Here is a 23,464-nt window from a genome sequence, read left to right as displayed (position 1 = left end):
GCTTACCTCTCCCCCGGCCGCTCGATGCCAGGAAGTTTTGGGCCGGGAAGTTTTGGAAGGCCGAAAATCGAAAAATCGCCGGCACGCGCCGGCGCATCGGTGCGGATGGCGGCGCGCAGCCTTGCCGAGCGGGCGCGCGGGTTGGCCGCAGTCTCGGCCTCACCCGGCGTCACGCCGCCGCCGGACTTGCTGAAGGTGGCACTGCGTGCCCGTGCCTCCGGCATGTGGCGCGAGCCGCTCGCGGCGTCGGAGCGATCGGCAATGAAGCGCTTGACGATGCGGTCCTCCAGCGAATGGAATGTCACCACGGCAAGTCGTCCGCCCGGCTTCAGCGCCCGCTCGGCGGCGAACAGCGCCTTGGCCAACTCACCGAGCTCGTCATTGACGAAGATGCGCAGCGCCTGAAAGACGCGGGTGGCGGGATGGATCTTGTCCTTCGGCGCCCGGCCGATATGCGTCTCGATGGCGTCGGCAAGCTCCAGCGTGCGCTCGAACGGACGCTTTTCGCGACGCGCTTCGATCATGCGCGCGATGCGCCCGGCGTGGCGCTCCTCCCCGAGGAAGCCGAAGATGCGGGCAAGATCGCCCGGCTTGAAGTTGTTGACGACATCTGCGGCGCTGAGGCCCGCCTGCGCCATGCGCATGTCGAGAGGCCCATCGACGCGGAACGAAAACCCGCGCTCCGCCTGGTCGAGCTGCATCGAGGAAACGCCGATGTCGAGCACGACGCCGTCGGCACTTTCGACATGCTGGTCCAGCATCGAGAATGGCGCCTGCACCAATCGCAGGCGGCCGCCTGATTGGGCTTCGAGATTGCGACCAGCCGCTATGGCATCCGGATCGCGATCAATGGCAACCACGGACGCGCCGGCCGCCAGGATGGCCTTGGTGTAGCCGCCGGCGCCGAACGTGCCGTCGACGATGACGTCCCCTTCCGCTGGCGAGAGCGCCTGCAACACTTCGGCAAGGAGGACCGGAATGTGGCGGGCCGGTCCGCCAACGGCGTTGATATCATCGCCGTGGCCCACCGTCATTCCGGTCGCTCCCCAGGCTTCGTCCCCTGCCGAAGCTGCAAAAGCCGGGCCCGCGCCTGCGCTCCGTAGGCCGCAAGCCGTCCCGGCTCCCAGATCTGAAAGAAATTGCCGCGCCCGACAAAGGCTACTTCCGCCGAAAGGCCGGCATGTTCGCGGATGAAGTCGCTGATCGTGATGCGACCATCCTGGTCCAGCTTCAGGAATGTTCCGTCGCCATGGCAGAAGAACGACATGTCGTCCGCCGTCTGCTGGAACGGATCCTCGAGCGCGATGCGCTGCTCGTAGCGGTCGAGCAGGTCGGGCCCGCCGACATCCATGGCCGGCAGATCCAGGCAACGCAGCGCGTATAGATCCGAATAGCCGCGTTTCTGAACGACGGCGCGAAAATGCGCAGGAACGGACACCCGCCCCTTCGCATCGATCCTGCTCACCGTGTTCGACAGAAACCGGTCCATCACACGTCACGGCCGCTTGCGCCGCCGCACCCCTCTTCGTCGTGTTGCACGCGCCACCGCTACGCGTTCCCTGCCCTGAACCCGCCTCCGTGACAGGGGCGAAAACCGGCAAACGCGCAGCCGCCGCGGCTGCCCGATTGGCGTACGCTTCACTCTGACGCGGAACGAAGGCTTTGGTATCGATATGGGATATCATGGGGTGTTATGGGCGTCAACGGGAACAGGCTTCACAACATGCAGTCGCGACCGATGGAAGCGGCTTTGAAAACACGTCTCGTCTTTATGGATCATTAAGCCTAACGAAGCGTTTAGAGCCGCTTGGCCCAACCGGACGCGCCTTGTCGCGAGCTGTTGCCGGGCATAGCGTCTCACCACACGTCCAGGGTCACCAAGAGGGTTGGAATGTCGATGTCTGAAACAGCACGGTCGCGCGCCGCGGCTCTTGCCCACCTCCGTCGCAACGCACTTGCCGTCGGCGATTCCATCCCCCTGCCACTCACCATGGCTGCCATCTTTCACGCACCTGGCGACGCCACCGGTTTCAACCAGTATGGCCGTTTCAGCAATCCGACCTGGGATGCGGTAGAACATATGCTGGCGCATCTGGAAGACGCGCCCTGCGTCGCCTTTCCTTCCGGAATGGCGGCGATTTCGGCGGCATTTTTCGCTGTCCTCAAGACCGGCGACCGCATTCTTCTGCCTTCGGATGGCTATCACACGACAAGGGCACTGGCCGAACGCTTCTTGAAACCACTCGGCATCGCCTACGATGTGAGGCCAACCTCGACCTTCCTCGATGGCGGTTTCGAAGGCTATCGTCTCGCTTTCGTAGAGACGCCCGCTAATCCGGGGCTGGACATATGCGATATCGCGGCGGTGGCCGCGGCCGCACACAAAGCGGGCGCACTGCTTGTCGTTGATAATACGACCATGACGCCTTTCGGCCAGCGCCCGCTCGACCATGGCGCGGATATTGTCATCGCCGCGGACACTAAGGCGCCCAACGGCCACTCCGACGTGCTGTTCGGCCATGTCGCGAGCCGCAACGCCGACATCATCGCCGCGGTGACGGATTGGCGCGAAACGTCCGGCGGCATTCCAGGGCCGTTCGAAGCGTGGCTTGTGCATCGTGGCCTCGAAACGCTCGACGTGCGCTTCGACCGCATGTGCTCCTCGGCGGAAGTGATCGCGCGGCGCCTGCAAGGTCACCCGGCGATCACGGGCCTGCGCTATCCCGGCCTGGAAGGCGATCCTTCGCACAATCTTGCCCGTGCCCAGATGGAACGCTTCGGCTTCCTTGTTTCGTTCGAACTCGCTTCGGAGCAGAAGGCCGAGGATTTCATCAACAACTGCGAATTGATGCAGGCCGCGACATCCTTCGGCGGCGTCCACACCTCCGCCGAGCGGCGTTCGAAACGAGGGGATGCGGTATCGCCCGGCTTCGTTCGCCTTTCTGTAGGCTGTGAGCCGGTGGAAGAGCTCTGGAAGGCGATAGAGGCGTCGCTGGACAGGATCGCCGGCTGACCGGACGATTACGAACCGAGGTCATTGGCTTCGACATTGCGATGGCCGTGCAGCACGCGAAGGATTTCGATCACATCGTCCCTAACTCGATACAGAGTGAGATAATTGCCGACCATTAGATGGCGAACACCCGGTGCGATATCGTCTCGTGGCGCGCCTGAGAAAGGATAGGTAGCCACTTGCTGCCACCGTGCCTCGATGCGGTCGAGCAGCCGGTCGGCTGCAGCCTCGCTGTCGCGCGCAATATGCAGCCAAATCGTGATCAGATCGTCTTCAGCGCGCGCGTTCCGGACGATAGAGAGCAAATTCATGCGGCGCCGTCAGATCGCAAGCGTCTCCGCGCTTCGGCCTTAATTTCCTCCATCGATTCAAATCGTCCCGGCCCGCTGTCGATCCCTTCCTGAACTAGCCTCCGCAACTCCTCGACCGTATAGCCGAAGAGGTCGCGCCGATCCTTCCATTGCCGGAGTGCATCGCGGATTACCTCGCTAGCCGAAGCGTATTCACCAGCGGCGACCACATCGTCGACCGCCGCCGCCAGTTCCGGCGAGAGGGTGATGCTGCGTTTATCGACCTGTCCCATGACCGCTCCTCGTCCACTTGCTGAAGCATGGTACGATTTAATCGTACCGAATTCAAGAAAGTCCCCTGCGGCCGTGGATGCAGATTGGCAGGCGACAAAAAAGCCGTTGAATCAACAGGCGCGCCCCAGGGCGCAACCTGCTGATCGCAAAGGCCTCTTTTCGATATCGCGGAGAAAAACTGCCAGCTGGCCTGTAAGCCGGGTTCTGTATGGCCCTCGCCCCTTGCGGCGCGAGAACGTGGCGGCCATTCATCTTGGGCGCATATTGCCATGCGCCTCACGCAACCTACCCGGACGGTGAGCCGGAAACAGCCCTCGAGGGTTTCCCCTCGCACCGCCCCTATTCGGTCTTGCTCCCGGTGGGGTTTACCGTGCCGCTCCTGTTGCCAGTCGCGCGGTGGGCTCTTACTCCACCCTTTCACCCTTGCCCCGACCCGGCAAAGCCAAGTCGTGGCGGTTTGCTTTCTGTGGCACTTTCCCTGGGGTCGCCCCCGCCGGCCATTAGCCGGCACCGTGTCTCCATGGAGCCCGGACTTTCCTCACCCGCGGCCTTTCGGCTTTTGCTGGTGCGGCCGCCCGGCCAGCTGGCCAAGCGTATAAAGGGGTTCACGCCACAAAACGCAACCAAAAAAGCCGGTTACGACCGGTTCTTGTCACGCCGGCGATCCGACAGCCGCCAGTTGCACCTTGACCTTGCTGCAATAGGCGGCCGAAACCGGGTTCATCCGGGTGGCGCCGTGGCCGGCATTGTATTTCAGGATCGTGCCGCACGTCGTGCCGCCGCCGAGATCCCGCGCCATGGCAAGATACTTCATGCCGTATTTGATGTTGGTGTCCGGATTGAAAAGCCCATTGGCCGAGCCGCTATAGCCCATCATCCGCGCCGTCGCCGGCTTGATCTGCATCAAGCCGATTTCGCCGGCGCCGCCGACGAGGTTCGGCCGATAGTTGCTCTCGATCTTGATAACGGCATGAGCGAGCGACGCCGGCACGCCATAGCTCGCGGCATAGCGCGCCACGATGGCCGAATACTGATCGCCACTGGCCACCGCTGCCGTCGAGGCTGCTGCGTCCTTGATCCCGATCGATGCCGTCGTCGTTTTGTCGACGGCCTTGCGGCCTCGTCTGGTCTTCTGTTTTGTGCTCGGCTTCTTGGCCTTGGTCCAGCTCGCCTTCTCCACTTTCGCGGAAGACCGCTTCGCCGCCCTCACATCCTTGCTGCTTTTGGCCGAAATGGCCTTGCCCTTGGCGGTCGCTGCGACGAGCCCCTGATCGGCCCGTGGGCTCAGCGGCGCGGCGCTCGCCGCCCCGAAGGCAAAAGTCATTACGCCGGCAGCAAGAGCTGCCGTTACAACGGTCAATTTCTGCATGTGATCCTGTTCTGTCTGAACGCGCGAAGATTTCCGCGCGGCATTGCTTGATTAATGTCGGATCATCCGGGGGGTTAGACATCCGACAAGCTGTACGGATCGCCCTTTGAAGCCCGAATTGCGCGCAATGAAGGCGGGGCAAGTCACTTTAAGTGACAGTTTGTAACTTAATGTCGGAAAAGCATTACTTGGACGGCATCCTGACCCAGGGTCAAGTTGGGTGGGAAGCGAGCAGCCGTTGAAGCGTGCGCATCGTCGATCCGTCCGCCACTCCATCGATCCGGCGTGGCCGGAAATGACGCTGGAAAGCCTCGACCACGACCCGCGTCTGCTGGTCGAAAACACCCGTTATTTCGACTCCATAGCCGTAGAGCGCCAGCATCGATTGCAGCGCCTCGACATCGGCGCCAGCGTCGCCGGTCTTCAGCACGGCGCCGCGCCTGATCGGTGCCGCCGCCACCAAGTGGCCGACGCCGGCCTCGAACAGGGCCCGCCAGGGAAACTTCTCGCCCGGATCGATCTTGCGCCCCGGCGCCACGTCGGAGTGCGCCAGCACCCGCTGGGGGGCAATCGCATGCCGGTTGGCAATTCCGGCACACAAGCCGATCACCGCATCGATCTGTCGCTTGGGAAAACCGGGATAACCCAATGAATGCCCCGGGTTGACGATCTCGATGCCGACGGAACAGGAGTTGATGTCGGTGCGTCCGAACCACGAACTCTTCCCAGCATGCCAGGCGCGGTCGCTTTCCCGGACCATCTGCACGATATGGCCGTTCTCATGCACCAGATAGTGCGAGGAGACTTCGCTGGCCGGGTCGCACAGCCACGCCTCGGCCCCGGCGCCTGTCGGCATGCCGGTATAGTGCAGCACGATCATGTCGGGCTTCAGCGTCTCGCGCCGTGGCCCGAAATTCGGCGATACCCTGACCTCGGCGCTCGGCTCGTCGGGCAGGAAGCCGCTCATGCGTGCCGCAGGCCCCGCTCGATCATCTCGTAGGCGGTGTTGATCGCCGCGAGCCTCGTCGTCGCGATCTTGATGAATTCCTGCGGCAGGCCACGCGCGATCAGCCGGTCCGGATGATTGTCGGAAACCAGCTTGCGGTAGCGTTTCCTGACCTCCTCGAACGGCTTGCCGCGCTCGATGCCGAGCACGACATAGGGGTCGGCCGCACCAAGATTGACGTGCCTGGCAAGGATCGCCTCGTAGTGCACCTCGTCTATGCGGAAGATTTCGGCGATGCGGTGCAGGAATTGGCCTTCACGCTCATGGATCAGCCCGTCGGCCTTGGCGATGTGGAACAGGCCGTCGAGTATATCCTCCAGCATCATGCAGTTCGAATGGCCGGAGCCACAAAGCTGCGCCATGCGCTCGGCATAGGTCTCGAAGCCGGCAACGTCACGTTTGGCCAGATCGTAGAGTCGCGCCACGTTGCGCGTCTCCTTTGGCGGCACCTCGAATATTTCCTGGAAGGCGCGTATCTCATCCTGGGTGACGACCCCGTCGGCCTTGGCCATCTTGGCCGAGAGCGCAATCATCGCCACCGAGAAAGCGACGCGACGGCGCAAATCCGCATCGCCGGAAAAAACGGTGCGTACAGCCTCGACCACGTCGGCGACGCCCGACGAGGCTGAGGACGAAATCCGCGTGATGAAGTCGCCGAGGCGGTCCCAAATCGACATGGCCGCTTCTTAGAGCCAACCGGTCCCCGCTATCAAGCCAATAACGGCCGGCATCATACCTCCGACGACAATCGATCTCGTGTCGGAACCACTACCCGCCTGGGCGAAGGGCCGGCAAGACGCCGGCCCTTCGCCAGAACACAGGTACTAATGGACTACTGCGCGGGCGCAGGAGCGGGCGTTGCCGGAGCCGGCTCGGCAGGCTTGGTCGAATTATCCGCGGGCGCCGCAGGTTTCATTGGCTGCTCGGCCGGCGGATTGGTGCTCTGGGTGGTGGTGTTATCCGTCCCCGTGCCGCTGTCGCTGCATGCAGCGACGCCGAGCAGCGCAAGCGCGGACACCGACGCAAGAATGAGTTTTTTCATGATATCTCTCCTTCAACACACGCTCACGTTGCAGTGAACGGTCGAGAAGGAAATGCATCACTCAGCCATGAGTTTCGTAACGATGCGTTTCCGCATGTAACATCGCTCGCATCCTCCCCTTGCGCCTCCCCGGGGGTGAAACAGCTTTGCGCTTCCCTGTGCGGATCGCTGTCATCCACCTGTCATAGCCGGGCGTTACCCGCTTGCGGCAAAGCAAATGGGGAATCACCTTGCCATGACGGACGTTTCCGCAGATCTGATCTTTCGCCGTGGCAAGGAAGTTGGAAAAGCCGTCTACCAGAACCGCCCCCTGTCGAAGGCAGGAATTTCCGAACGGCTGTTCGCCTTCCTGTTTTCGGGCCTGGTCTATCCGCAGATCTGGGAAGATCCCGATGTCGACATGGACGCAATGCAGCTTGGCGAAGGCCACCGCGTCGTCACTATTGCCTCCGGCGGTTGCAATATCCTGGCCTATCTCACCCGGTCGCCGGCCAGGATCGACGCCGTCGATCTCAATGCCGCTCACATAGCCCTGAACCGCATGAAGCTGGAGGCGGTGCGCCACCTGCCTTCGCAGGGCGACCTGTTTCGCTTCTTCGGTGCCGCCGGCAACGACCACAATTCTCAGGCTTACGACCGCTTCATCGCGCCGCATCTCGATCCGGTCAGCCGCCACTATTGGGAGCGCCGCAACTGGCGCGGCATCAGGCGCATCGCCGTCTTCGACCGCAATTTCTACCAGACCGGCCTGCTTGGCCTGTTCATCGCCATGGGCCACCGCACGGCTAAATTCTTCGGCGTCGACCCCGCCGGCATCATGCAGGCCAGGAACATTGGCGAGCAGCGCCGCTTCTTCCACCAGGAGCTGGCCCCGGTGTTCGAAAAGCCGCTTTTGAAATGGGCGACCTCGCGCAAGGCCTCGCTGTTCGGCCTCGGCATCCCGCCGGCGCAATATGACTCTCTCATCACGTCCGGCGACGGCACCATGGCCAGTGTGCTGAAAGCCCGGCTGGAAAAGCTCGCCTGCGATTTTCCATTGAAAAACAACTATTTCGCTTGGCAAGCCTTTGCCAGGCGCTACCCCCAACCCGGCGAAGCCGCCCTGCCCGCCTATCTTGAAAGGCAGAACTATGAGGCCATTCGCGGCAATGTAGACCGCGTCGCCATTCATCATGCCAATCTGATCGAATTCCTGGCAGGCAAGGACGCGGGTTCCGTCGACCGTTTCATCCTGCTCGACGCGCAGGACTGGATGACCGACGACCAGCTCAATGCGCTGTGGTCGGAAATCACCCGCACCGCCTCCGCCGGCGCGCGTGTCATCTTCCGCACTGCGGCCGAGCCAAGTCTGCTGCCGGGCCGCGTCTCCGCTTCCCTGCTCGACCAGTGGAGCTACGAGAGCGATGCCTCGCGCGAATTCTCCACCCGCGACCGCTCGGCAATCTATGGCGGCTTTCATCTGTACGTGAAGCGCGCCTCATGAGCACTACCGAGCTGCCGGCCAATCACGCCGAACTGATGGACGGTGTCTACCGCTGGCAGCGTCACATCTACGACCTGACCCGCAAATATTATCTGCTCGGCCGCGACCGGCTGATATCAGGGCTGGACGTTCCGCCGGGCGGCACGGTGCTGGAGCTCGGCTGCGGCACCGGGCGAAACATCATCCTCGCCGCCCGCAGCTTTCCCGGCGCGCGCTTCTATGGCCTCGACATTTCGGCAGAGATGCTGGAGACCGCAGGCACCGCGATTGCCCGCGAAGGCCTGTCCGATCGCGTCATGCTGGCAAGGGGCGACGCCACGGAGTTCGACGCAAAGGCGCTGTTCGGCCGCGACAGCTTCGACCGTGTCTTCGTGTCCTATTCATTGTCGATGATCCCAGGCTGGGAAAAGACGGTCTCCGCCGCGCTGGCAACGCTCGCTCCGGGCGGTTCCCTGCACATCGTCGACTTCGGCCAGCAGGAAGGCCTGCCGGACTGGTTTCGGACCCTGCTTCGCGGCTGGCTCAGAAAATTCCACGTCACGCCCCGTGAAATGTTGCGCGAGGTGCTGGAATCGGAATCGCGAAAAATCGGCGCAACCTTCCGTTTCCGCACACTTTATCGCGGCTACGCCTGGCTGGCGGTGGTCCGGCCGAGCAGCTGATTGGCTAGCGCAGCGCCTTCACCAATGCCCCGACCATGGTCTGCGGCCTGTAGCCCAGCTTGGCCGGCGTCAGGCCGAGCCGCACCACCACTAATTGCTCGGATGGAATGATGGCGACGGTCTGCCCATCATGCCCCTCCATCCAATAGGTGTCCTTGGGCAGGCCCGCCGCCACGCCGGCACCGGGGTTTTCCTCGTCGCCCGGCGCCTCGATCCACAATTGCCCCTTGCTGTAGACTTTCGAGGCCGACGCAGGTTCGCGCATCCAGTCGACGAAACCGGCCGGCAGTATCTGGTTGCCGTTCCAGACCCCGCCCTGCAGCAGGAACTGGCCCAAGCGGGCCCAGTCATGGGCGGTGGCGTAGAGATAGGATGAGCCGACGAACGTGCCCTGTTCGTCGGTCTCGAGCACGGCGCTGTGCATGCCCAGCGGCTCGAACAGCGCGGTGCGCGGCCACGTCAACGCCTTGGCCTTGTCGCCGACCGCATCCTGCCAGAGCCGCGACAGCATCACCGCCGTTCCGCTCGAATAGGAGAACACCTTGCCCACCTCGCCCGTGAGCGGCTTGGCTTCGGCAAAGCCCGCCATGTCGGGTTCGAGATAGAGCATGCGCGTCACGTCGGCGACGTCGCCATAGTCTTCGTTGAATTCCAGCCCGCTCGACATCGCCATCATGTCGGCAAGGCTGATCGCGGCGCGGCCATCGGCCTTCCACGGCGCGAAAAGGCCCTGGTTGGTCATCGCCATCTTGCCGTTCTTGACCAGCGTGCCGACCATGGCGGCATTGACCGTCTTGGTCATTGACCAGCCGAGCAACGGCGTCCGGGCGGAAAAGCCCTCGCCATAGCGTTCCGCCACGACGCGGCCGTTCTTGACCACCACCACGGCGCGCATGCCGGCGCCGGTCATGGCGGCATCGTCGACGATCTTCACCACCTCCGGGTTCTGCGAGGCTTCGACCCGCTCGCCTTCCGGCCACAGCGCGTCCTGTCTTGTCGCCGAGGGTTCGACATGGATCGCCGTGCGCCGCGCCTTGCCGACATCGCCATCCGGGACCGAGGCGCAGCCCAGCCCGTCGCGGAAAACCGCGATGCTCTTGCCGAGGAAGCCAAGCAGGCCGGCGGAGACTGTGCCCCGGTTCTTGTCGACCGAGACCCGCATCAGCTTGAGCAAGGGATGACCGGGCGCCTGCACATCGACGGCAAGCACCTCGTTGGCATCGCGCCCGGCGACGAAAACGTTCGAGCAGACGATCTTTGCCGAATAGCCCGAGCCGACCCGGATCAGTTCGGGCGGCGCGAAATAAAGCCACCCAAACAGCGCCACGACCGCCAGCACCACCAGGCCGAGCAGCCGTTTGACGATCTTGGCAATGATCCGCATCTTTCCCGCCCCCGAATCCAGGCTCGATCCATGTCATCGATTTGCCGCCATTGCTTCCGCAAAATCATGGGCCTTGTCGAGCGTCGTCAACCAGATATCAACCATGATCGGCGATCACAGGTGCATGTCGCCCAACAGCGCGCCGCGTTTTTGGGATCACGGCAGGAAACAAAATCAAAGCGCGCCGAAAAAATGCGCGTTTTGGCGATATACCGGGCGATGCTGTGGGGCGATCGTCCGGCGGGGGCCAGACCAAGCGCCGGCCATCAGTGCACAGACCCATCAGCAACCGGCTGCAACCGGCTCGGGAGTTGTGATGCGCCGTCTTGCGGCCCTTTTCATGCTGACGCTGCTGGGCGCATGCTCGACCGTGGAGGATCTGTCGCCACTGTCGCCATCCAGCACCCCTTCGGTTGCGGTGCGCGCGCCCCGCTTCGCCGATTCCAAGCCGCATGAATGGGACAGCGGCGCGCCCTGGAATTACGCAGTTCACGGCACCGACGTCTCAAAATACCAGACCTCGGTCGACTGGCCGACCGCCAAGGCCAGCGGTATTTCCTTCGCTTTCATCAAGGCGACGGAGGGCGGCGACCGTTTCGATGATTATTTCAACGAGCATTGGGCGCGCACCAAAGCCGCCGGCGTTCCTCGTGCCGCCTATCATTTCTTCTATTTCTGCACTCCGGCGGCGGTACAGGCGCGCTGGTTCATCCGCAACGTCCCCGTCGACCGTTCGGCCATGCCGCCGGTGCTGGACATGGAATGGAACCCGAAATCGCCGACCTGCAGGCTGCGCCCCGACCCGGCCACCGTGCGCGCGGAGATGACCACCTTCCTCGAAATCGTCGAGCGGCATTACGGCAAGAAGCCGATCATCTACACGTCGGTAGACTTCTTTGAAGACAACGAGCTGTCGACCTTCCGCGGTTATCCCTACTGGCTACGCTCCGTCGCCGGCCACCCGCGTCAGAAATATGGCAGCCACCCCTTCACCTTCTGGCAGTATACGGGAACCGGCATCGTTCCCGGCATGATCGGCAAGTCCGATATAAACGTCTTCAACGGCAGCCAAGCCGCCTGGGACAAATGGTTGAGGCAGAACACCCGTTGACACCGTGTCAACGGGTGCCAAGCCGCCCGGAGGAAGGGTTGCTGCAGAACACCCGTTGACACCGGGCCTGCCGCCTGCTTTCGACACGGCCGGCGGCCAAGAGTGCAACCGCCGGTATTCCGGGGCGACGCGCATCCAGATGGACAGCAAGGCCGCCCGGGAATCCTGAATGTCGAAAGGAAGTCTATGCGACTGCGTCCCCAAGCCCTCGCGGTGCTGTTCCTGTGCGCCACGGCCTTGCCGGCGATGGCGCAGGAATGTGGCGGCGACTTCGAAACCTGGAAGCAGGGCGTGGCAGCGGAAGCCAAGGCGGCGGGTGTCGGCCCTGTCGGCCTCGAAGCGCTCGAGGATGCCAGCTTCGACGAGAGGGCCCTGGCGCGCGACCGTGCGCAGGGCGTCTTCACCCAGACCTTCATCGAATTCTCCAACCGGATGATCTCGGCCTACCGGCTGAAGCAGGGCGCGGCGAACATGAAGAAATATGCCGATATCTTCGCCCGCGCCGACCAGCAGTTCGGCGTCCAGGCGCCGGTCATCACCGCTTTCTGGGCGCTGGAGACCGATTTCGGCGCCGTGCAGGGCGATTTCCATACGCTCAGCGCGCTGGTGACGCTTTCCCATGACTGCCGCCGCCCGCAGCTGTTCCGGCAGCAGTTGGTGCCACTGCTGGAATTGATCGACCATGGCGTGCTGCCGGCCGACGTCAACGGCGCCTGGGCTGGAGAGATCGGCCAGACGCAGATCCTGCCTTCGGATTATCTTGCCCGTGGCGTCGACGGCGACGGCGACGGCAAGATCGACCTGCGGGGCAGCGTGCCGGACGTGATCATGACGACGGCCAACAAGGTGCTGTCGCGCGGCTGGAAACGCGACGAGCCCTGGATCCAGGAAGTGCGCGTGCCCGACGAGATGCCATGGGAACAGACCGGGCGCACAAACAAATTGCCGCTGACACAGTGGACGCAGTGGGGTGTTACCAATCCCGACGGCTCGCCGCTGGTCGACAAGGGCCTGAAGGCCGGGCTGGCGCTGCCCATGGGCCGCAAGGGGCCGGCCTTCCTCACTTACGAAAATTTCGACGTCTATCTCGAATGGAACCAGTCCTTCACCTACGCGCTGACCGCGGCCAATCTTGCCGCGCGGCTTGCCGGCGCGCCACCGATCGACCCGCGCAATCCTGAACCAGGCCTCAACAACGAGCAGATGAAGGCTTTGCAGACCAAACTGGAGGCCAAGGGCTATGATGTTGGCACGGTCGACGGGATCCTGGGCACCAACACCCGCGAAGCGATCCGCAAGGAGCAGACGCGGCTGGGATTGCCCGTGGACGGCTGGCCGACGCCGGAGCTTTTAGCGAAGCTGTGAGTAGTAAGTAGTGACGGAGCCATTTCCCTACTCCCTACTCCCTACTCCCTACTCCCTACTCCCTACTCCCTACTCCCTACTCCCTACTTAATCCGCCATCGTCTCCAGACTCGCCAATCCCACCGGCGCGTCGCCTTCGTCGAAGGACGTCGCCACCTCGACGAAAGTGTCGGGATAGAAGCCGTTGAAACGGGTTCTCAGCGACAGCGAATAGGCGCCGATATGGCCGATCTCGATCCAGTCGCCGGTGTCGACGGTTTCCGGCAGCCAGAACGGCCGCGACAATATGTCGACGGAATCGCAGGTCGCGCCGCAGACCTTGAACGGCACGATGGTTTTCTCGTCGCCATTGCGCGTGCGGATCGCCGGATCGGGAATGAAGCGCGCCGGCAGCGTGATCTTGCCGGTCCATGAATCCGACAGCGACGCCCAGATGCCGTCATTGATGTAGAGCCGCTTGCCCTTGCGCAAAAGCACCCGCACGATCAGCGACAGGCAGCGCGCCACGATCACCCGGCCGGGCTCGGCCACCAGCGGCATCTGGTCGAACTGGTATTCCTTGAGGTCTCCAGAAAGCCGCGACATGATCTGGCCGAGCGACGGCATCGCGACTTGCTTGCGGTTGGGATCATGCCCGTATTCGGCCGGAAAACCGCCGCCGACATCGAGACCGGCCAGGTCGAAGGTCAGCCGGTTGCGCACCCAATCGGCGGAAGCCAATGCCCTTTCGTAGGTGTCGGGGTCCTCGATCTGGCTGCCGACATGGAAGCACAGGCCGACCTTGTAGCCGGTACGGTTCAGCCGCTCGGCGAGCTCGACCGCATAGGCAGGCCCGGCGCCGAACTTCTTCGACAGCTCGTAAGCCGCATGGCCCTTGGTCTGCACTCGAACGAACACGCTGATTGCGCCCGGGTCAATGTCGAGTGCCCTGACCACCCGCGTCAGTTTGGTGATCTCGTCCTCGTGGTCGAGCGCAATGACGCGGATGCCGTATTTCTCCAGCGCCAGCTTGATGTCCGACTGCGCCTTGACGGGATGCATGTAGAGCATCTCGGCATCGGCCGAGACCGCGCGCACGGCGGCGAACTCGCCGGGCGAGGCCACGTCGAAGGCGGAGACACCGGCCTCGACCAGCGTCTTCAGCACGATCTGCTCGCCATTGGTCTTGACCGCATAGGCCGTCTTGCCGGGGAACATGCCCATGAACTGCAAGGCATCGGCCTTCAGCACCTGCGGGCGGAAGCAGTAGACCGGATCGTCCGGGCGAAGCGCCAGTGCCGCCTCGCGGGCATTCTCGAATCGCTGCATGGACGAATCCTTGACCTAGCCTGCGCACAATTAATCCAAGCTAGCGACCAATGAAAACAATTCTGTGTCTCGTGCGCCTGACGGCAGGGCGCTAGGCTTTGTCAGGGGAGACAGGCCATCGGGCAGGTTTCGGGTGGTTCTTGCCTGCGAACCCGATATGGCTTCTGTCTGGCTGCTTGCATTCGGCCGTCCGGGGAGGACGCATCACATGGCAATAGCCGCGACATCAGCACCGCGCCGACCGATGGCGCTCAAGGACTGGGCGCAGCTTCTGCTGCTCGGCGCGATCTGGGGCGGCTCCTTTTTCTTCGCCCGCATTGCCGTGGCGGAGCTTAACCCGCTGGTGCTGGTATTGTTTCGCGTCGCCATCGCGGCACTCGCTTTACAGCTCTATCTCTTCCTGCGCGGCCCATCCTTCCGCCTTGCCCTTCCTCATGCCGGCCTGTTCTTCCTGCTCGCGGTCACCAACAACGTCGTACCTTTTTCGCTGATCTTCGCCGGCCAGACCGAGCTTGGCGCCGGCGTCGCCTCGGTGCTCAATGCGACCACGCCGTTCTGGACGCTGATCCTCGCCAACGCCCTGACATCGGACGAGAAGCTCTCCTGGAACAAGCTGGCCGGCATTGCGCTTGGCGTCGCCGGCACGGCTGTGATGATCGGCCCCGGCCTGGTTGCCGGCCTCGGCGGCCCGGTCTGGGCCAAATTCGCGCTGATCGGGGCATCGTTGTCCTACGGCGTCGCACTGATGGTCGCCCGCCGCTTCAAGGGCGTGCCCTCGCCGGTCATTGCCACCGGGCAGCTGACCGCCTCGACCGTCATCATGATCCCGGTCGTGCTGCTTGCGCACGGTCCCGCCGGCCTGCTCTCGGCCTCGGCGCCGGTCTGGGCGGCGGTGCTGGCGCTCGCGCTGCTGTCCACCGCCTTCGCCTATATCCTCTATTTCAATCTCGTCGCCTCGGCCGGCGCCACCAACGCCTCCCTGGTGACGCTGATCGTGCCGGTGAGTGCCATGCTGCTCGGTTTCCTGTTCCTCGGCGAGCGGCTGGAATTGTTCGAAATCGGCGGCATGATGCTGATCGGTTTCGGCCTGGTGACGATAGACGGGCGCCTGTTCATCCGCAGGGTAGCGCTGCCATGACATGCCAACGACACGAAGCCGCCATAATTTATTCACAGGTTCGTATCTGATTTTTGCCTAGAAGTTTCAACGCCTAACGGCGAAAACGAGGTCGCAAACTCCACAATCGCGTCGCAATGCAGCACATTTTCCGCTTGCCTGTGGCACAAATGACCCTAGACTCCGGCCATAGCTCTTTAAGAGGAGGCTATGTCATGGGACTTACGAGGCCAATCAACGCATTGATGATCTGTGCTGCGTTTGCATTCATCGGCGCCCTCATTATAGGCGTTCTTCCCTGAACCCGCCAAAAACGGGGAAGACCAGCACCCAATAATCAACCAGTTTGAAAGGCCGGGTTTTTACCCGGCCTTTCTGCATCTCAAGCCCGGTTCAGGCGGCTGCGGAGCCAGCCACTTCCGCCTCATGCGAGCGGATGCCGATCATGTGGCAGACGGCAAAGACGAGGTCGGCCCGGTTCATCGTATAGAAGTGGAAATCGCCCACGCCCCGCTCGACCAGGTCCAGCACCTGCTCGGCCGCCACCGCCGACGCGACCAACGCATGCGTCTGCGGATCATTCTGCAGGCCGTCGAAACGTTCGGCCAGCCATGCCGGCACCAGCGCGCCGCAACGTGCCGAGAAATTGGCGACCTGGGTGAAATTGTGCACCGGCAGGATGCCCGGCACGATCGGAATGTAGATGCCGGCTCGACGCGCGCGCTCGACATAGCGCTCGTAGAGATCGTTGTCGAAGAAGAACTGGGTGATCGCCCGCGTCGCGCCATTATCGACCTTGCGCTTCAGCATGTCGATGTCGGTGGCGAAGTCGGGGCTTTCCGGATGCTTTTCCGGATAGGCCGAGACCGAGATGTCGAAATCGCCGGCGCTCTTCAGCGCACCGACCAGCTCGGCGCCATTGGCATAGCCGTCCGGGTGCGGACGATAGGCGGTGCCGACGCCCGCGGCCGGATCACCGCGCAGGGCGACGAACCGCTTCACACCCATCTCGGCGAATTCCTGGATCACCGCATCGACCTGAGGGCGCGGGGCGTCGACGCAGGTCATGTGCGCTGCCGGCGTCAGGCTGGTCTCCTTCAGGATGCGGCCTACGGTGCGTGCCGTGCGCTCCCGAGTCGAACCGCCGGCGCCATAGGTCACCGAGACGAATTTCGGCTTCAGCGGTTCCAGTCGGGTGACCGTGTCCCACAGCCTCGCTTCCATCTCGTCGGACTTTGGCGGGAAGAATTCGAAGGAAACCCTGACCTTGTCGCCAATGTCGGGGCGGCGGGAAAAGCGGAACTGGTTCATCAGGCGATTTCCCCTATCGAACTCACTTTGGTCTGCTGGCTGTCATTGGCAGGATCGGCGATCAGCAGGCGCCGGTCGCGGCCAAGCCAGAGCTTGACCGTGAGCCTGGCCTCGGTGCCGCCGCGCGGCTCGAACTCCTGGGCATCTTCGAGATCAAGGCCCGCTTCGGAGAACCACTCGCCGATCTGCCGGTCGGAAAAGCCGAGGCGCATATGCGCGTGCTCGTCGCGCAGGAATTCCAGGGTATGCGGCGCGAAATCGACGATCACCAGCCGTCCGGAAGGGCGCAGCAGCCGCGCCGCCTCATGGACGGCGCGCGCAGGATCGTCGAGATAATGCAGCACCTGATGGATGGTGACGAGATCGAAGGCGTCGCGCTCGACCGGCGGCGAGAAGATGTCGCCCTGCCGCACCTGAGCATTGGAGACGCCGGCCTTGTCGAGGTTGGCGCGCGCGACGGTCAGCATCTCGCGCGACATGTCGATGCCGATGCCGCGCCGGTAGAGCGGCGAGAATATCTCCAAGAGGCGTCCGGTGCCGGTGCCGAGATCGAGCATCGACTGGAACGGCCGCTTGCCGACGAGCTTCATGAGCGCTGCCTCGACCGCACGGTCAGGCACGTGCAGGGAGCGGATATGGTCCCAGCTTGCCGCGTTCTGCGAAAAATACTCCGCCGCGCGGTCCTGCCGCTTGCGCTTGACCGAGGCCAGCCGCTCGAGATCGCGCTCGACCTGCGGATCGGCGCCGCGAATGCCGGCGACCAGCCGCAGCACGAAGTCGCGCGCGGAATCCGTATCCGACAGCCGGAAGAAAGCCCACGACCCCTCCTGGTAACGGCCGATCAGCCCGGCCTCCAGGAGCAGCTTCAGGTGCCGCGACACGCGCGGCTGCGACTGGCCGAGAATCTCGGTAAGATCGGACACGGTGAGATCACCGCGCGACAGCAGCGCCAGTATGCGCAAGCGGCTCGATTCGGCCGCCGCCTTCAATGTGTCCACCATGGTGTCGAGCGCGACATGCATCAGCGTATTCTCTTTGAAAAAGATATAAACATATGTTTATGTCGATTTTCACAGCCTTGCAAGCGCTATGTCGCTTCCGGACAAGAAAATGCCGCAGGCGTGATTTCTCGGTGCATGTCGCGCCTAAAAATGTGTAGCGGTTTCAGGGCAAGACATGCGTCAACAAAAAGATGGATAAAATGACCGGGCGGCGTGAGATGTTTGAGGTGCGGGAGGGTGAAAAAAGGCTCGAGATCGATCCGGCGCTGATGCCGGCGGATGGCGGCGTCGTCTTCATCGGCCGTATCGCCTCACCATGGACGACGCGCGAAACCTGCCCCAAGAACATGCGCGCGGCGCGCGAGACCGGGCAGCCGGCAGCACTGACGATCGACCCGCCCTACCGCGCCGGCCTGCAAGGGCTGGAGCGCGCCAGCCATCTCGTCATCCTGTCGTGGCTCCACCACGCGCCGCGGACTCTGATCGTGCAGAAACCGCGCCATGCGGCTGAAGCAAAAGGCGTATTCGGCCTGCGCTCCCCTGCCCGACCGAACCCGATCGGCCTGCATGTGGCGAAACTGGTTGCGCTCGACCTCGCCACCGGGCGCATCGAGATCGACGCCATCGACGTGCTCGACGGCACCCCGGTGGTCGACATAAAACCCTATTTCGCATCGACCGATGCCTTTGCCGAGGCGACCATCGAAGGGCGCGACGAATGATGAAGGCGCCGACCGGCCGTCGGCGCGCCGTCGCCAAGGCGTTGACCGCGCTTCTGCCGCTGGCGCCCTATGCCGATATGGAGAAGATCCGAGCGGATGCCGGCTCCGTCCACATGAAGACCTTGCCGCCGACCATTGCCGTGTGGCTGGCGACGGTTGCCCATATCCGCCACGCCCATACCGACTACGAAAAGCTGCTCGCCGAAGGTTATGACCGCGACTCGGCGCGTTTCTTCGTCATCGAGCAGACCAATGTCGTACTTACCCGCTGGCGCGCCACCCGCCTGCTCGACGCCGACGACGAGGATGATTGAAGCTGTTGCCGGTCCGGCACGGCGCTCGGTAGCATGGCTGGCAGCTTTTCACTTCGAGGACGAACGACGCCGGATGACTGGCTCTATGCCCTCTGCCTGACACCGATAGCCTGTGATGCAAGGAGGTGCCGATGAGCCAGACCGCACAGGATACACGGCCGCTGCCTGTGGTGAGCGACCGCCACGTCGACCCGCATGCTTATCCCGACGGCATCGCCTTCCTCGACGGCCAGTACCTGCCGATGTCGCAGGCCAAGATCTCGGTGCTGGATTGGGGATTCCTGCATTCCGATGCCACTTACGACACGGTGCATGTCTGGAACGGCTGCTTCTTCCGGCTTGACCTGCATCTCGACCGCTTCTTCGGCGGACTGGAGAAATTGCGCATGACGATCCCGTTCGACCGCGATGGCGTGACGGAGATCCTGCACAATTGCGTGGCACTGTCGGGACACAGCGCCGCCTATGTCGAAATGCTGTGCACGCGCGGCGCTTCCCCTACTTTCAGCCGCGATCCGCGCCAGGCGATCAACCGCTTCATGGCGTTTGCCGTGCCGTTCGGCTCGGTCGCCAATCCCGAGCAGTTACAGCGCGGCCTCAATGTCGCCATCAGCGACAAGGTGCGCATTCCGCCGGCCTCGATCGACCCGGCGATCAAGAACTACCACTGGCTCGACCTGGTGCGCGGCCTTTACGATGCCTATGACCGCGGCGCCGAGACAGCGCTCATTCTCGACTTCAACGGCAATGTCGCCGAAGGTCCGGGCTTCAACGTCTTCTGTATCAAGGACAACAAGCTCTCGACGCCGGCGATCGGCGTGCTACCCGGCATAACCCGCCGCACTGTCTTCGATCTCTGTGCGCTGGAAGGCCTCTTCGCCACCCCGGCGGACGTCAGTGTCGCGGCATTGCGCGAGGCCGACGAGGTCTTCATCACCTCTACCGCCGGCGGCATCATGCCGGTCACGATGATCGACGGCAGCCCAGTCGCGGACGGCAGGCCCGGCGCGATTACCGGCCGACTGATGGCGCTCTATTGGGACAAGCATAAGGATCCGGCCTGGTCGAGCGCTGTACGCTACCCCTGACCGGTCGCCGCTCCCGTCCAAATAATTCCGCCACCGCCTCTGGAAAGTCGCGGGACGCACCGTATATGGCACAAAGCGGAGAGGCCTCCACTTATCTCTGAAAAAATTCCAGCTTGCACGGGCAAGGACTTCATCATGACAAACAAGGTTTGGTTCATCACCGGATCGTCGAAAGGTTTTGGCCGGGTCTGGGCCGAGGCCGCGCTCGCTCGCGGCGACCGCGTCGCGGCAACCGCCCGCGATGCCGGCACTCTCGCCGCTCTCGTCGAGAAATATGGCGACAACATCGCCGCGATAGAGCTCGACGTCACCGACAAGAAAGCCGTCGATGCCGCAATCACCGGGGCGCACAAGCGCTTTGGCCGGCTCGACGTCGTCGTCAACAATGCCGGCTATGGCCATTTCGGCGCCATCGAGGAGGTCAGCGAGCAGGAAGCCCGCGACCAGATCGAAACCAATGTGTTCGGCGCGCTGTGGGTCACCCAGGCCGCCTTGCCGATCATGCGTGCGCAGCGCTCCGGCCACATCATCCAGATCTCTTCGATCGGCGGCGTCAATGCCTTCGCCTCGCTTGGCCTCTACCACGCCTCGAAATGGGCGCTGGAAGCCTTCAGCCAGTCGCTGAGCCTCGAGGTCGCGGAGTTCGGCATCCATGTCACGCTGGTCGAGCCCGGCGGCTTCTCCACCGACTGGGCCGGTCCGTCGGCCAAGGTCTCCAAAGCGCTGGACGCCTATGCGCCCGTCCGCGCTGCCATGGCGGAGCGCCGCAGCCGCGCCGTGGCCGGCGATCCCGAGGCCACCGGACCGGCGATGCTGGCCATCGTCGACGCGGCCGAGCCGCCTCTCAGGGTATTCTTTGGCGACGGCGGGCTGCCGATGATCAAGCAGGAATACGCCAATCGCATCGCCACGTGGGAAAAGTGGGACCACGTCTCGGTCATGGCGCAAGGCGCCAACAAGAACCGCAACGCCTAGTCGGATCACTCAGCCCACGCCGTTTCGAGCGGCGGCGTGGCTGCCTCGTCAGGCGGGATAAATCCACTGCTCGGGCACCCGCACGGAGATTTCCTCGCCGGACCTGACGATTCCGGGCTTCTCGACCCAGGCGACAAGGCCCCGCAGCCGCTTGGCGACTTTCGGGAAGAGCAGCGCGGTGGCGTCGCGGTCCGTCGCCAGGACATGCTCGGCGATCGACTGTCCGGCGACGCGGCATGGTTTGTTCTGGGCATCGATCTTGATCGTCACGCCGCCCTGGAAGAACAGCAGCGAGCCGGATGGCAACATCGAAAGATGCGGCACCCCTTCGATCAGCAAATTGGCGCCGATCCACTCGGGCTTGATCTCCTCTAGGCCCATGCGTTCGGCGACCAGCGCGAGTTCGTCCGCCGCCACCAGCGACAACTGCCTCTCGTTGCGCATCTCGGTGCCGCGCGGATACCAGGGTTCGCGCCCGCCGGAGCGTCGCGCTATCCCGGCATGAAAATCGCCGGCTATGCCGTCGAAGCCCATCTGCAATTTCTCGACCGCCTTGGTTTCGAAATGGTCGAACGGAGCGGCATAGAGCGCCACCGCCCTTGCCGCCAGCTTGCGGCCCGGCACGATGTCGACCGTCAGGTCCGCCGGAAAAAGCTCGAAGTTGGTTTCCTGCATCAGTCTCGTCTAGAGGCCCTGCGCAATGCGGTCCAGTCGAAAGCGCTGATGATCCGATCACGCCGTTTGATGCCGATCACGACTTTCTTACCGGAAACGCCGTTGCCGTCCTCAGCGCGCCGCATTGCCGCCGCGCGGCCGGCATAGACGAGGGCGCCAGATCGGGAGGAGGTTCGGGTCATGCAGGTGGGACACGCCGTTGCCGCGCTCTGGTTGTTCTGGCTGGTATCGTGGATCCTTGCCGCTTCATGGGCGGATCCCGTGCGCAAGCGGGCGGATTTCAGGGCGGAGGCGCGATATCGGGTTATCTGGCTCGCCGGTACCGTCCTGCTGTTCGTTCCGGCGCACGGCTATGTGGGTCGGCTTCGGCTCTGGACGCCGACGCTCACCCAAGCCTGGATTTGCGTCGCCCTGATCGCCATCGGCATCGCCTTTGCATGGTGGGCCCGCCTGCATCTCGGCCGGCTGTGGTCCAGCACGGTAACGGCCAAGGCCGATCATCGCATCATCGACACCGGCCCTTACGCGCTTGTCCGTCATCCGATCTATACGGGCCTGCTGCTTTCGGTCCTCGCCACTATGGCCGTCAAGGGCACGGTATGGGGCGTCGCGGGCGCCGCCCTGCTGCTTGTCGGGATCGTCATCAAGGCGAGGCTGGAGGAAAGTTTCCTGCGCGGCGAGCTTGGGCCCGCCTATGACGACTACGCGCGCCGCGTGCCGATGCTCGTTCCCTTTTCGCCGGCCTGAAGCGGCAAGCGCGTCCTACAGCATCCGCAGCAGCGCGCCGCCGATCGAATACCCCGCGCCGAAAGCGCAGATCAGCCCGAAGTCGCCCGCCTTCATGTCGGCATGGTTCTCCGACAGCGCGACGATGGCGCCGGCGCCCGCCGTGTTGCCGAGACGCTCCAGCACCATGGGCGCGCGGTCATGATCGACCTCGTGGCCGAATGAGAGTTTCAGGATCATGGCGTTCATGCGCGCATTGGCCTGGTGCAGCCAGAAGCGTCGCACCGCCTGCGGCGTCAGGCCGTGCTCGGCCAGGAACTCCACGATGAATTTGTGCCCGGCGACGGTGACTTCCTTGAACACCTTGTTGCCGACCTGCTTGATCAGATTGCCCTCCAGATCGATCCTGTAGGGATCGTCCTGTGCGGTGCGGGTGTGGTAGCCGAGATTGGTGCGGATGTTGTTCGACATCTGCGTCCAGATGCGCGTGTCGAGCACTTCGAAACGTCCCGGCCGTTTCTCGCCGAGTGCCAGCCCTTCGACCACCATCGACACCGAGGCGTCGCCGAAGATGAAATGCGTCTGCCGGTCGCGGAAATTGAGATGGCCGGTGATGATCTCGGGCGTCGTCACCAGGATGCGCTTGTGGGCGCCCGCACGCACGAGATTGACCGCCATGTGAAGTGCCGCCGCGGCGGATGAGCAGCCGAGCCCCATGTCGAAGCCCGCCCCCTTGGTGCCCAGGGCCTGCTGCATCTCGATGGCGATCGCCGGATAGGGCCGCTGGTGGTGCGAGGCCGAGCAGATCACCAAATCGATATCGGACGGCTTCAGCCCGGCATGATCGAGGGCCTTGCGGGCCGAAGCTATGCCGAACTCGGCCTCCAGCGACAGCGCATCGTCCGGCCGCGCCGGAATGCCCGGTGCCATACGGGTCGGGTCGAGTATGCCTTCGCGCTCGATCACATGACGGCTGCGCACGCCCGAGGCGTGGACGATGAAGTCGCTGTCCGATTTCTGCAGCAGCGGCTGGTCCGTGCCCGACCGGCGCGCGTTTTCCGTGTCGACCCAGCTGTTGAAACTGGCGACCAGTTCCTCATTGCTGATCTCAGGCTCGGGGATTTCGACGCCGATACCGCTGATGATGACGCGATGCATGTCCAGTCCGTCCCATCCGCAGGCGTTCAGGGGCTTTGATGTGGGCGTAA

25 protein-coding genes and 1 other RNA gene are annotated in these 23,464 nt (G+C 63.4%); 11 read left to right on the top strand and 15 right to left on the bottom strand.

Annotated elements, in window-relative coordinates; translation table 11 throughout:
* Window positions 1-2: 2 nt before the first annotated feature.
* The gene (rsmH, locus tag FJ953_RS03205; protein ID WP_140495200.1) at window positions 3-1,034 is read right to left on the bottom strand and encodes a 16S rRNA (cytosine(1402)-N(4))-methyltransferase RsmH; all 1,032 of its coding nucleotides are present in this window, start codon (window positions 1,032-1,034) and stop codon (window positions 3-5) included.
* Complete coding sequence (gene mraZ / locus FJ953_RS03200; RefSeq protein ID WP_140495198.1) at window positions 1,031-1,489, bottom strand: division/cell wall cluster transcriptional repressor MraZ; 459 nt, start codon at window positions 1,487-1,489, stop codon at window positions 1,031-1,033. The genes rsmH and mraZ overlap by 4 nt, the downstream gene beginning before the upstream one ends.
* Window positions 1,490-1,897: 408 nt before the next feature.
* Between mraZ and FJ953_RS03195 the strand changes: the two genes are divergently transcribed.
* Window positions 1,898-3,013, top strand: a complete 1,116-nt coding sequence (locus tag FJ953_RS03195; protein WP_140623125.1) for a cystathionine gamma-lyase — start codon at window positions 1,898-1,900, stop codon at window positions 3,011-3,013.
* Between the two features lie 8 nt (window positions 3,014-3,021).
* On the opposite strand, the gene FJ953_RS03190 is transcribed toward FJ953_RS03195, so the two are convergent.
* The 7 genes from FJ953_RS03190 to FJ953_RS03160 all read right to left on the bottom strand — a co-directional run bounded on the left by FJ953_RS03190 (window position 3,022) and on the right by FJ953_RS03160 (window position 7,014).
* A complete protein-coding gene (locus tag FJ953_RS03190; protein ID WP_140623123.1) occupies window positions 3,022-3,324 on the bottom strand; it encodes a type II toxin-antitoxin system RelE/ParE family toxin in 303 nt (100 codons plus the stop codon).
* Window positions 3,321-3,596 carry a type II toxin-antitoxin system ParD family antitoxin gene (locus FJ953_RS03185; RefSeq protein WP_140516612.1) on the bottom strand — a complete coding sequence of 92 codons (276 nt, stop codon included), beginning with the start codon at window positions 3,594-3,596 and terminating at the stop codon, window positions 3,321-3,323. Before FJ953_RS03185 ends, FJ953_RS03190 begins: the two co-directional genes overlap by 4 nt.
* Before the next feature lie 178 nt (window positions 3,597-3,774).
* Window positions 3,775-4,184: RNase P RNA component class A (rnpB, locus tag FJ953_RS03180), an RNA gene on the bottom strand.
* A gap of 65 nt (window positions 4,185-4,249) precedes the next feature.
* Window positions 4,250-4,966 (bottom strand): transglycosylase SLT domain-containing protein, encoded by a 717-nt coding sequence (locus FJ953_RS03175; protein WP_140623121.1) that lies wholly within the window; start codon window positions 4,964-4,966, stop codon window positions 4,250-4,252.
* 211 nt (window positions 4,967-5,177) lie between these two features.
* Window positions 5,178-5,933 (bottom strand): N-acetylmuramoyl-L-alanine amidase, encoded by a 756-nt coding sequence (locus tag FJ953_RS03170; RefSeq protein WP_140623120.1) that lies wholly within the window; start codon window positions 5,931-5,933, stop codon window positions 5,178-5,180.
* On the bottom strand, window positions 5,930-6,649 hold the full coding sequence (locus FJ953_RS03165; protein WP_140495186.1) for a DnaJ family molecular chaperone: 720 nt from the start codon (window positions 6,647-6,649) through the stop codon (window positions 5,930-5,932). Before FJ953_RS03165 ends, FJ953_RS03170 begins: the two co-directional genes overlap by 4 nt.
* A 155-nt stretch (window positions 6,650-6,804) precedes the next feature.
* Window positions 6,805-7,014 carry a hypothetical protein gene (locus FJ953_RS03160; RefSeq protein ID WP_140495184.1) on the bottom strand — a complete coding sequence of 70 codons (210 nt, stop codon included), beginning with the start codon at window positions 7,012-7,014 and terminating at the stop codon, window positions 6,805-6,807.
* 235 nt (window positions 7,015-7,249) lie between these two features.
* Here FJ953_RS03160 and FJ953_RS03155 point away from each other — a divergent pair, with 235 nt between their 5' ends.
* Window positions 7,250-8,497, top strand: coding sequence for a DUF3419 family protein (locus tag FJ953_RS03155; RefSeq protein WP_224518994.1), 1,248 nt, complete (start codon window positions 7,250-7,252; stop codon window positions 8,495-8,497).
* Window positions 8,494-9,159, top strand: coding sequence for a class I SAM-dependent methyltransferase (locus FJ953_RS03150; protein WP_140495180.1), 666 nt, complete (start codon window positions 8,494-8,496; stop codon window positions 9,157-9,159). Before FJ953_RS03155 ends, FJ953_RS03150 begins: the two co-directional genes overlap by 4 nt.
* A gap of 4 nt (window positions 9,160-9,163) precedes the next feature.
* Here FJ953_RS03150 and FJ953_RS03145 read toward each other — a convergent pair whose 3' ends face one another.
* The gene (locus FJ953_RS03145) at window positions 9,164-10,543 is read right to left on the bottom strand and encodes a serine hydrolase (protein ID WP_140623118.1); all 1,380 of its coding nucleotides are present in this window, start codon (window positions 10,541-10,543) and stop codon (window positions 9,164-9,166) included.
* Between the two features lie 316 nt (window positions 10,544-10,859).
* Here FJ953_RS03145 and FJ953_RS03140 point away from each other — a divergent pair, with 316 nt between their 5' ends.
* Entirely contained in the window at window positions 10,860-11,654 is a 795-nt protein-coding gene (locus FJ953_RS03140; RefSeq protein ID WP_140516622.1) for a GH25 family lysozyme, read from the top strand.
* Between the two features lie 186 nt (window positions 11,655-11,840).
* Window positions 11,841-13,019, top strand: a complete 1,179-nt coding sequence (locus tag FJ953_RS03135) for a lytic murein transglycosylase (protein ID WP_140516624.1) — start codon at window positions 11,841-11,843, stop codon at window positions 13,017-13,019.
* An 87-nt stretch (window positions 13,020-13,106) separates the two neighbouring features.
* Here FJ953_RS03135 and FJ953_RS03130 read toward each other — a convergent pair whose 3' ends face one another.
* A complete protein-coding gene (locus FJ953_RS03130; RefSeq protein WP_140516626.1) occupies window positions 13,107-14,327 on the bottom strand; it encodes an alanine racemase in 1,221 nt (406 codons plus the stop codon).
* A gap of 208 nt (window positions 14,328-14,535) precedes the next feature.
* Between FJ953_RS03130 and FJ953_RS03125 the strand changes: the two genes are divergently transcribed.
* Window positions 14,536-15,465: a DMT family transporter gene (locus tag FJ953_RS03125; RefSeq protein ID WP_140521220.1), complete on the top strand. Its 930-nt coding sequence runs from the start codon at window positions 14,536-14,538 to the stop codon at window positions 15,463-15,465.
* A gap of 372 nt (window positions 15,466-15,837) precedes the next feature.
* Here FJ953_RS03125 and metF read toward each other — a convergent pair whose 3' ends face one another.
* Entirely contained in the window at window positions 15,838-16,755 is a 918-nt protein-coding gene (gene metF / locus FJ953_RS03120; protein WP_140521221.1) for a methylenetetrahydrofolate reductase [NAD(P)H], read from the bottom strand.
* Complete coding sequence (locus tag FJ953_RS03115; protein ID WP_140567399.1) at window positions 16,755-17,777, bottom strand: metalloregulator ArsR/SmtB family transcription factor; 1,023 nt, start codon at window positions 17,775-17,777, stop codon at window positions 16,755-16,757. The genes metF and FJ953_RS03115 overlap by 1 nt, the downstream gene beginning before the upstream one ends.
* A gap of 179 nt (window positions 17,778-17,956) precedes the next feature.
* Here FJ953_RS03115 and tsaA point away from each other — a divergent pair, with 179 nt between their 5' ends.
* The 4 genes from tsaA to FJ953_RS03095 all read left to right on the top strand — a co-directional run bounded on the left by tsaA (window position 17,957) and on the right by FJ953_RS03095 (window position 20,855).
* Window positions 17,957-18,478 carry a tRNA (N6-threonylcarbamoyladenosine(37)-N6)-methyltransferase TrmO gene (gene tsaA, locus FJ953_RS03110; RefSeq protein WP_140559514.1) on the top strand — a complete coding sequence of 174 codons (522 nt, stop codon included), beginning with the start codon at window positions 17,957-17,959 and terminating at the stop codon, window positions 18,476-18,478.
* Window positions 18,478-18,792 (top strand): DUF2293 domain-containing protein, encoded by a 315-nt coding sequence (locus FJ953_RS03105; RefSeq protein ID WP_140495859.1) that lies wholly within the window; start codon window positions 18,478-18,480, stop codon window positions 18,790-18,792. Before tsaA ends, FJ953_RS03105 begins: the two co-directional genes overlap by 1 nt.
* A 131-nt stretch (window positions 18,793-18,923) precedes the next feature.
* Window positions 18,924-19,880, top strand: coding sequence for an aminotransferase class IV (locus tag FJ953_RS03100; protein WP_140559513.1), 957 nt, complete (start codon window positions 18,924-18,926; stop codon window positions 19,878-19,880).
* A 135-nt stretch (window positions 19,881-20,015) separates the two neighbouring features.
* Window positions 20,016-20,855, top strand: a complete 840-nt coding sequence (locus FJ953_RS03095) for an SDR family oxidoreductase (protein WP_140623116.1) — start codon at window positions 20,016-20,018, stop codon at window positions 20,853-20,855.
* 48 nt (window positions 20,856-20,903) lie between these two features.
* Here FJ953_RS03095 and FJ953_RS03090 read toward each other — a convergent pair whose 3' ends face one another.
* Window positions 20,904-21,530 carry an MOSC domain-containing protein gene (locus FJ953_RS03090; protein ID WP_140623114.1) on the bottom strand — a complete coding sequence of 209 codons (627 nt, stop codon included), beginning with the start codon at window positions 21,528-21,530 and terminating at the stop codon, window positions 20,904-20,906.
* Window positions 21,531-21,710: 180 nt separating this feature from the next.
* Between FJ953_RS03090 and FJ953_RS03085 the strand changes: the two genes are divergently transcribed.
* Complete coding sequence (locus tag FJ953_RS03085) at window positions 21,711-22,277, top strand: isoprenylcysteine carboxylmethyltransferase family protein (protein WP_140521226.1); 567 nt, start codon at window positions 21,711-21,713, stop codon at window positions 22,275-22,277.
* 15 nt (window positions 22,278-22,292) lie between these two features.
* On the opposite strand, the gene FJ953_RS03080 is transcribed toward FJ953_RS03085, so the two are convergent.
* The gene (locus tag FJ953_RS03080) at window positions 22,293-23,414 is read right to left on the bottom strand and encodes a beta-ketoacyl-ACP synthase III (RefSeq protein ID WP_140623112.1); all 1,122 of its coding nucleotides are present in this window, start codon (window positions 23,412-23,414) and stop codon (window positions 22,293-22,295) included.
* Window positions 23,415-23,464: the final 50 nt, after the last annotated feature.

The organism is Mesorhizobium sp. B2-3-6, assembly GCF_006442305.1.
In the GTDB taxonomy this organism is placed as follows: Bacteria; Pseudomonadota; Alphaproteobacteria; order Rhizobiales; family Rhizobiaceae; genus Mesorhizobium.
The sequence above is the reverse complement of the archived record's forward strand: the minus strand, read 5'-3'. Positions and strand labels throughout refer to the sequence as shown.

Excerpts from the sequence above, each read along its gene's own strand:
- FJ953_RS03190 (WP_140623123.1), bottom strand. The coding sequence starts at position 3,324 with ATGAATTTGCTCTCTATCGTCCGGAACGCGCGCGCTGAAGACGATCTG.
- metF (WP_140521221.1), bottom strand. The coding sequence starts at position 16,755 with ATGAACCAGTTCCGCTTTTCCCGCCGCCCCGACATTGGCGACAAGGTC.
- FJ953_RS03150 (WP_140495180.1), top strand. The coding sequence starts at position 8,494 with ATGAGCACTACCGAGCTGCCGGCCAATCACGCCGAACTGATGGACGGT.
- FJ953_RS03090 (WP_140623114.1), bottom strand. The coding sequence starts at position 21,530 with ATGCAGGAAACCAACTTCGAGCTTTTTCCGGCGGACCTGACGGTCGAC.
- FJ953_RS03105 (WP_140495859.1), top strand. The coding sequence starts at position 18,478 with ATGAAGGCGCCGACCGGCCGTCGGCGCGCCGTCGCCAAGGCGTTGACC.
- FJ953_RS03140 (WP_140516622.1), top strand. The coding sequence starts at position 10,860 with ATGCGCCGTCTTGCGGCCCTTTTCATGCTGACGCTGCTGGGCGCATGC.
- FJ953_RS03085 (WP_140521226.1), top strand. The coding sequence starts at position 21,711 with ATGCAGGTGGGACACGCCGTTGCCGCGCTCTGGTTGTTCTGGCTGGTA.
- tsaA (WP_140559514.1), top strand. The coding sequence starts at position 17,957 with ATGACCGGGCGGCGTGAGATGTTTGAGGTGCGGGAGGGTGAAAAAAGG.
- FJ953_RS03195 (WP_140623125.1), top strand. The coding sequence starts at position 1,898 with ATGTCTGAAACAGCACGGTCGCGCGCCGCGGCTCTTGCCCACCTCCGT.
- FJ953_RS03160 (WP_140495184.1), bottom strand. The coding sequence starts at position 7,014 with ATGAAAAAACTCATTCTTGCGTCGGTGTCCGCGCTTGCGCTGCTCGGC.
- FJ953_RS03080 (WP_140623112.1), bottom strand. The coding sequence starts at position 23,414 with ATGCATCGCGTCATCATCAGCGGTATCGGCGTCGAAATCCCCGAGCCT.
- FJ953_RS03100 (WP_140559513.1), top strand. The coding sequence starts at position 18,924 with ATGAGCCAGACCGCACAGGATACACGGCCGCTGCCTGTGGTGAGCGAC.
- mraZ (WP_140495198.1), bottom strand. The coding sequence starts at position 1,489 with ATGGACCGGTTTCTGTCGAACACGGTGAGCAGGATCGATGCGAAGGGG.
- FJ953_RS03125 (WP_140521220.1), top strand. The coding sequence starts at position 14,536 with ATGGCAATAGCCGCGACATCAGCACCGCGCCGACCGATGGCGCTCAAG.
- FJ953_RS03135 (WP_140516624.1), top strand. The coding sequence starts at position 11,841 with ATGCGACTGCGTCCCCAAGCCCTCGCGGTGCTGTTCCTGTGCGCCACG.
- FJ953_RS03170 (WP_140623120.1), bottom strand. The coding sequence starts at position 5,933 with ATGAGCGGCTTCCTGCCCGACGAGCCGAGCGCCGAGGTCAGGGTATCG.
- FJ953_RS03145 (WP_140623118.1), bottom strand. The coding sequence starts at position 10,543 with ATGCGGATCATTGCCAAGATCGTCAAACGGCTGCTCGGCCTGGTGGTG.
- FJ953_RS03155 (WP_224518994.1), top strand. The coding sequence starts at position 7,250 with ATGACGGACGTTTCCGCAGATCTGATCTTTCGCCGTGGCAAGGAAGTT.
- FJ953_RS03185 (WP_140516612.1), bottom strand. The coding sequence starts at position 3,596 with ATGGGACAGGTCGATAAACGCAGCATCACCCTCTCGCCGGAACTGGCG.
- FJ953_RS03165 (WP_140495186.1), bottom strand. The coding sequence starts at position 6,649 with ATGTCGATTTGGGACCGCCTCGGCGACTTCATCACGCGGATTTCGTCC.
- rsmH (WP_140495200.1), bottom strand. The coding sequence starts at position 1,034 with ATGACGGTGGGCCACGGCGATGATATCAACGCCGTTGGCGGACCGGCC.
- FJ953_RS03095 (WP_140623116.1), top strand. The coding sequence starts at position 20,016 with ATGACAAACAAGGTTTGGTTCATCACCGGATCGTCGAAAGGTTTTGGC.
- FJ953_RS03130 (WP_140516626.1), bottom strand. The coding sequence starts at position 14,327 with ATGCAGCGATTCGAGAATGCCCGCGAGGCGGCACTGGCGCTTCGCCCG.
- FJ953_RS03175 (WP_140623121.1), bottom strand. The coding sequence starts at position 4,966 with ATGCAGAAATTGACCGTTGTAACGGCAGCTCTTGCTGCCGGCGTAATG.
- FJ953_RS03115 (WP_140567399.1), bottom strand. The coding sequence starts at position 17,777 with ATGCATGTCGCGCTCGACACCATGGTGGACACATTGAAGGCGGCGGCC.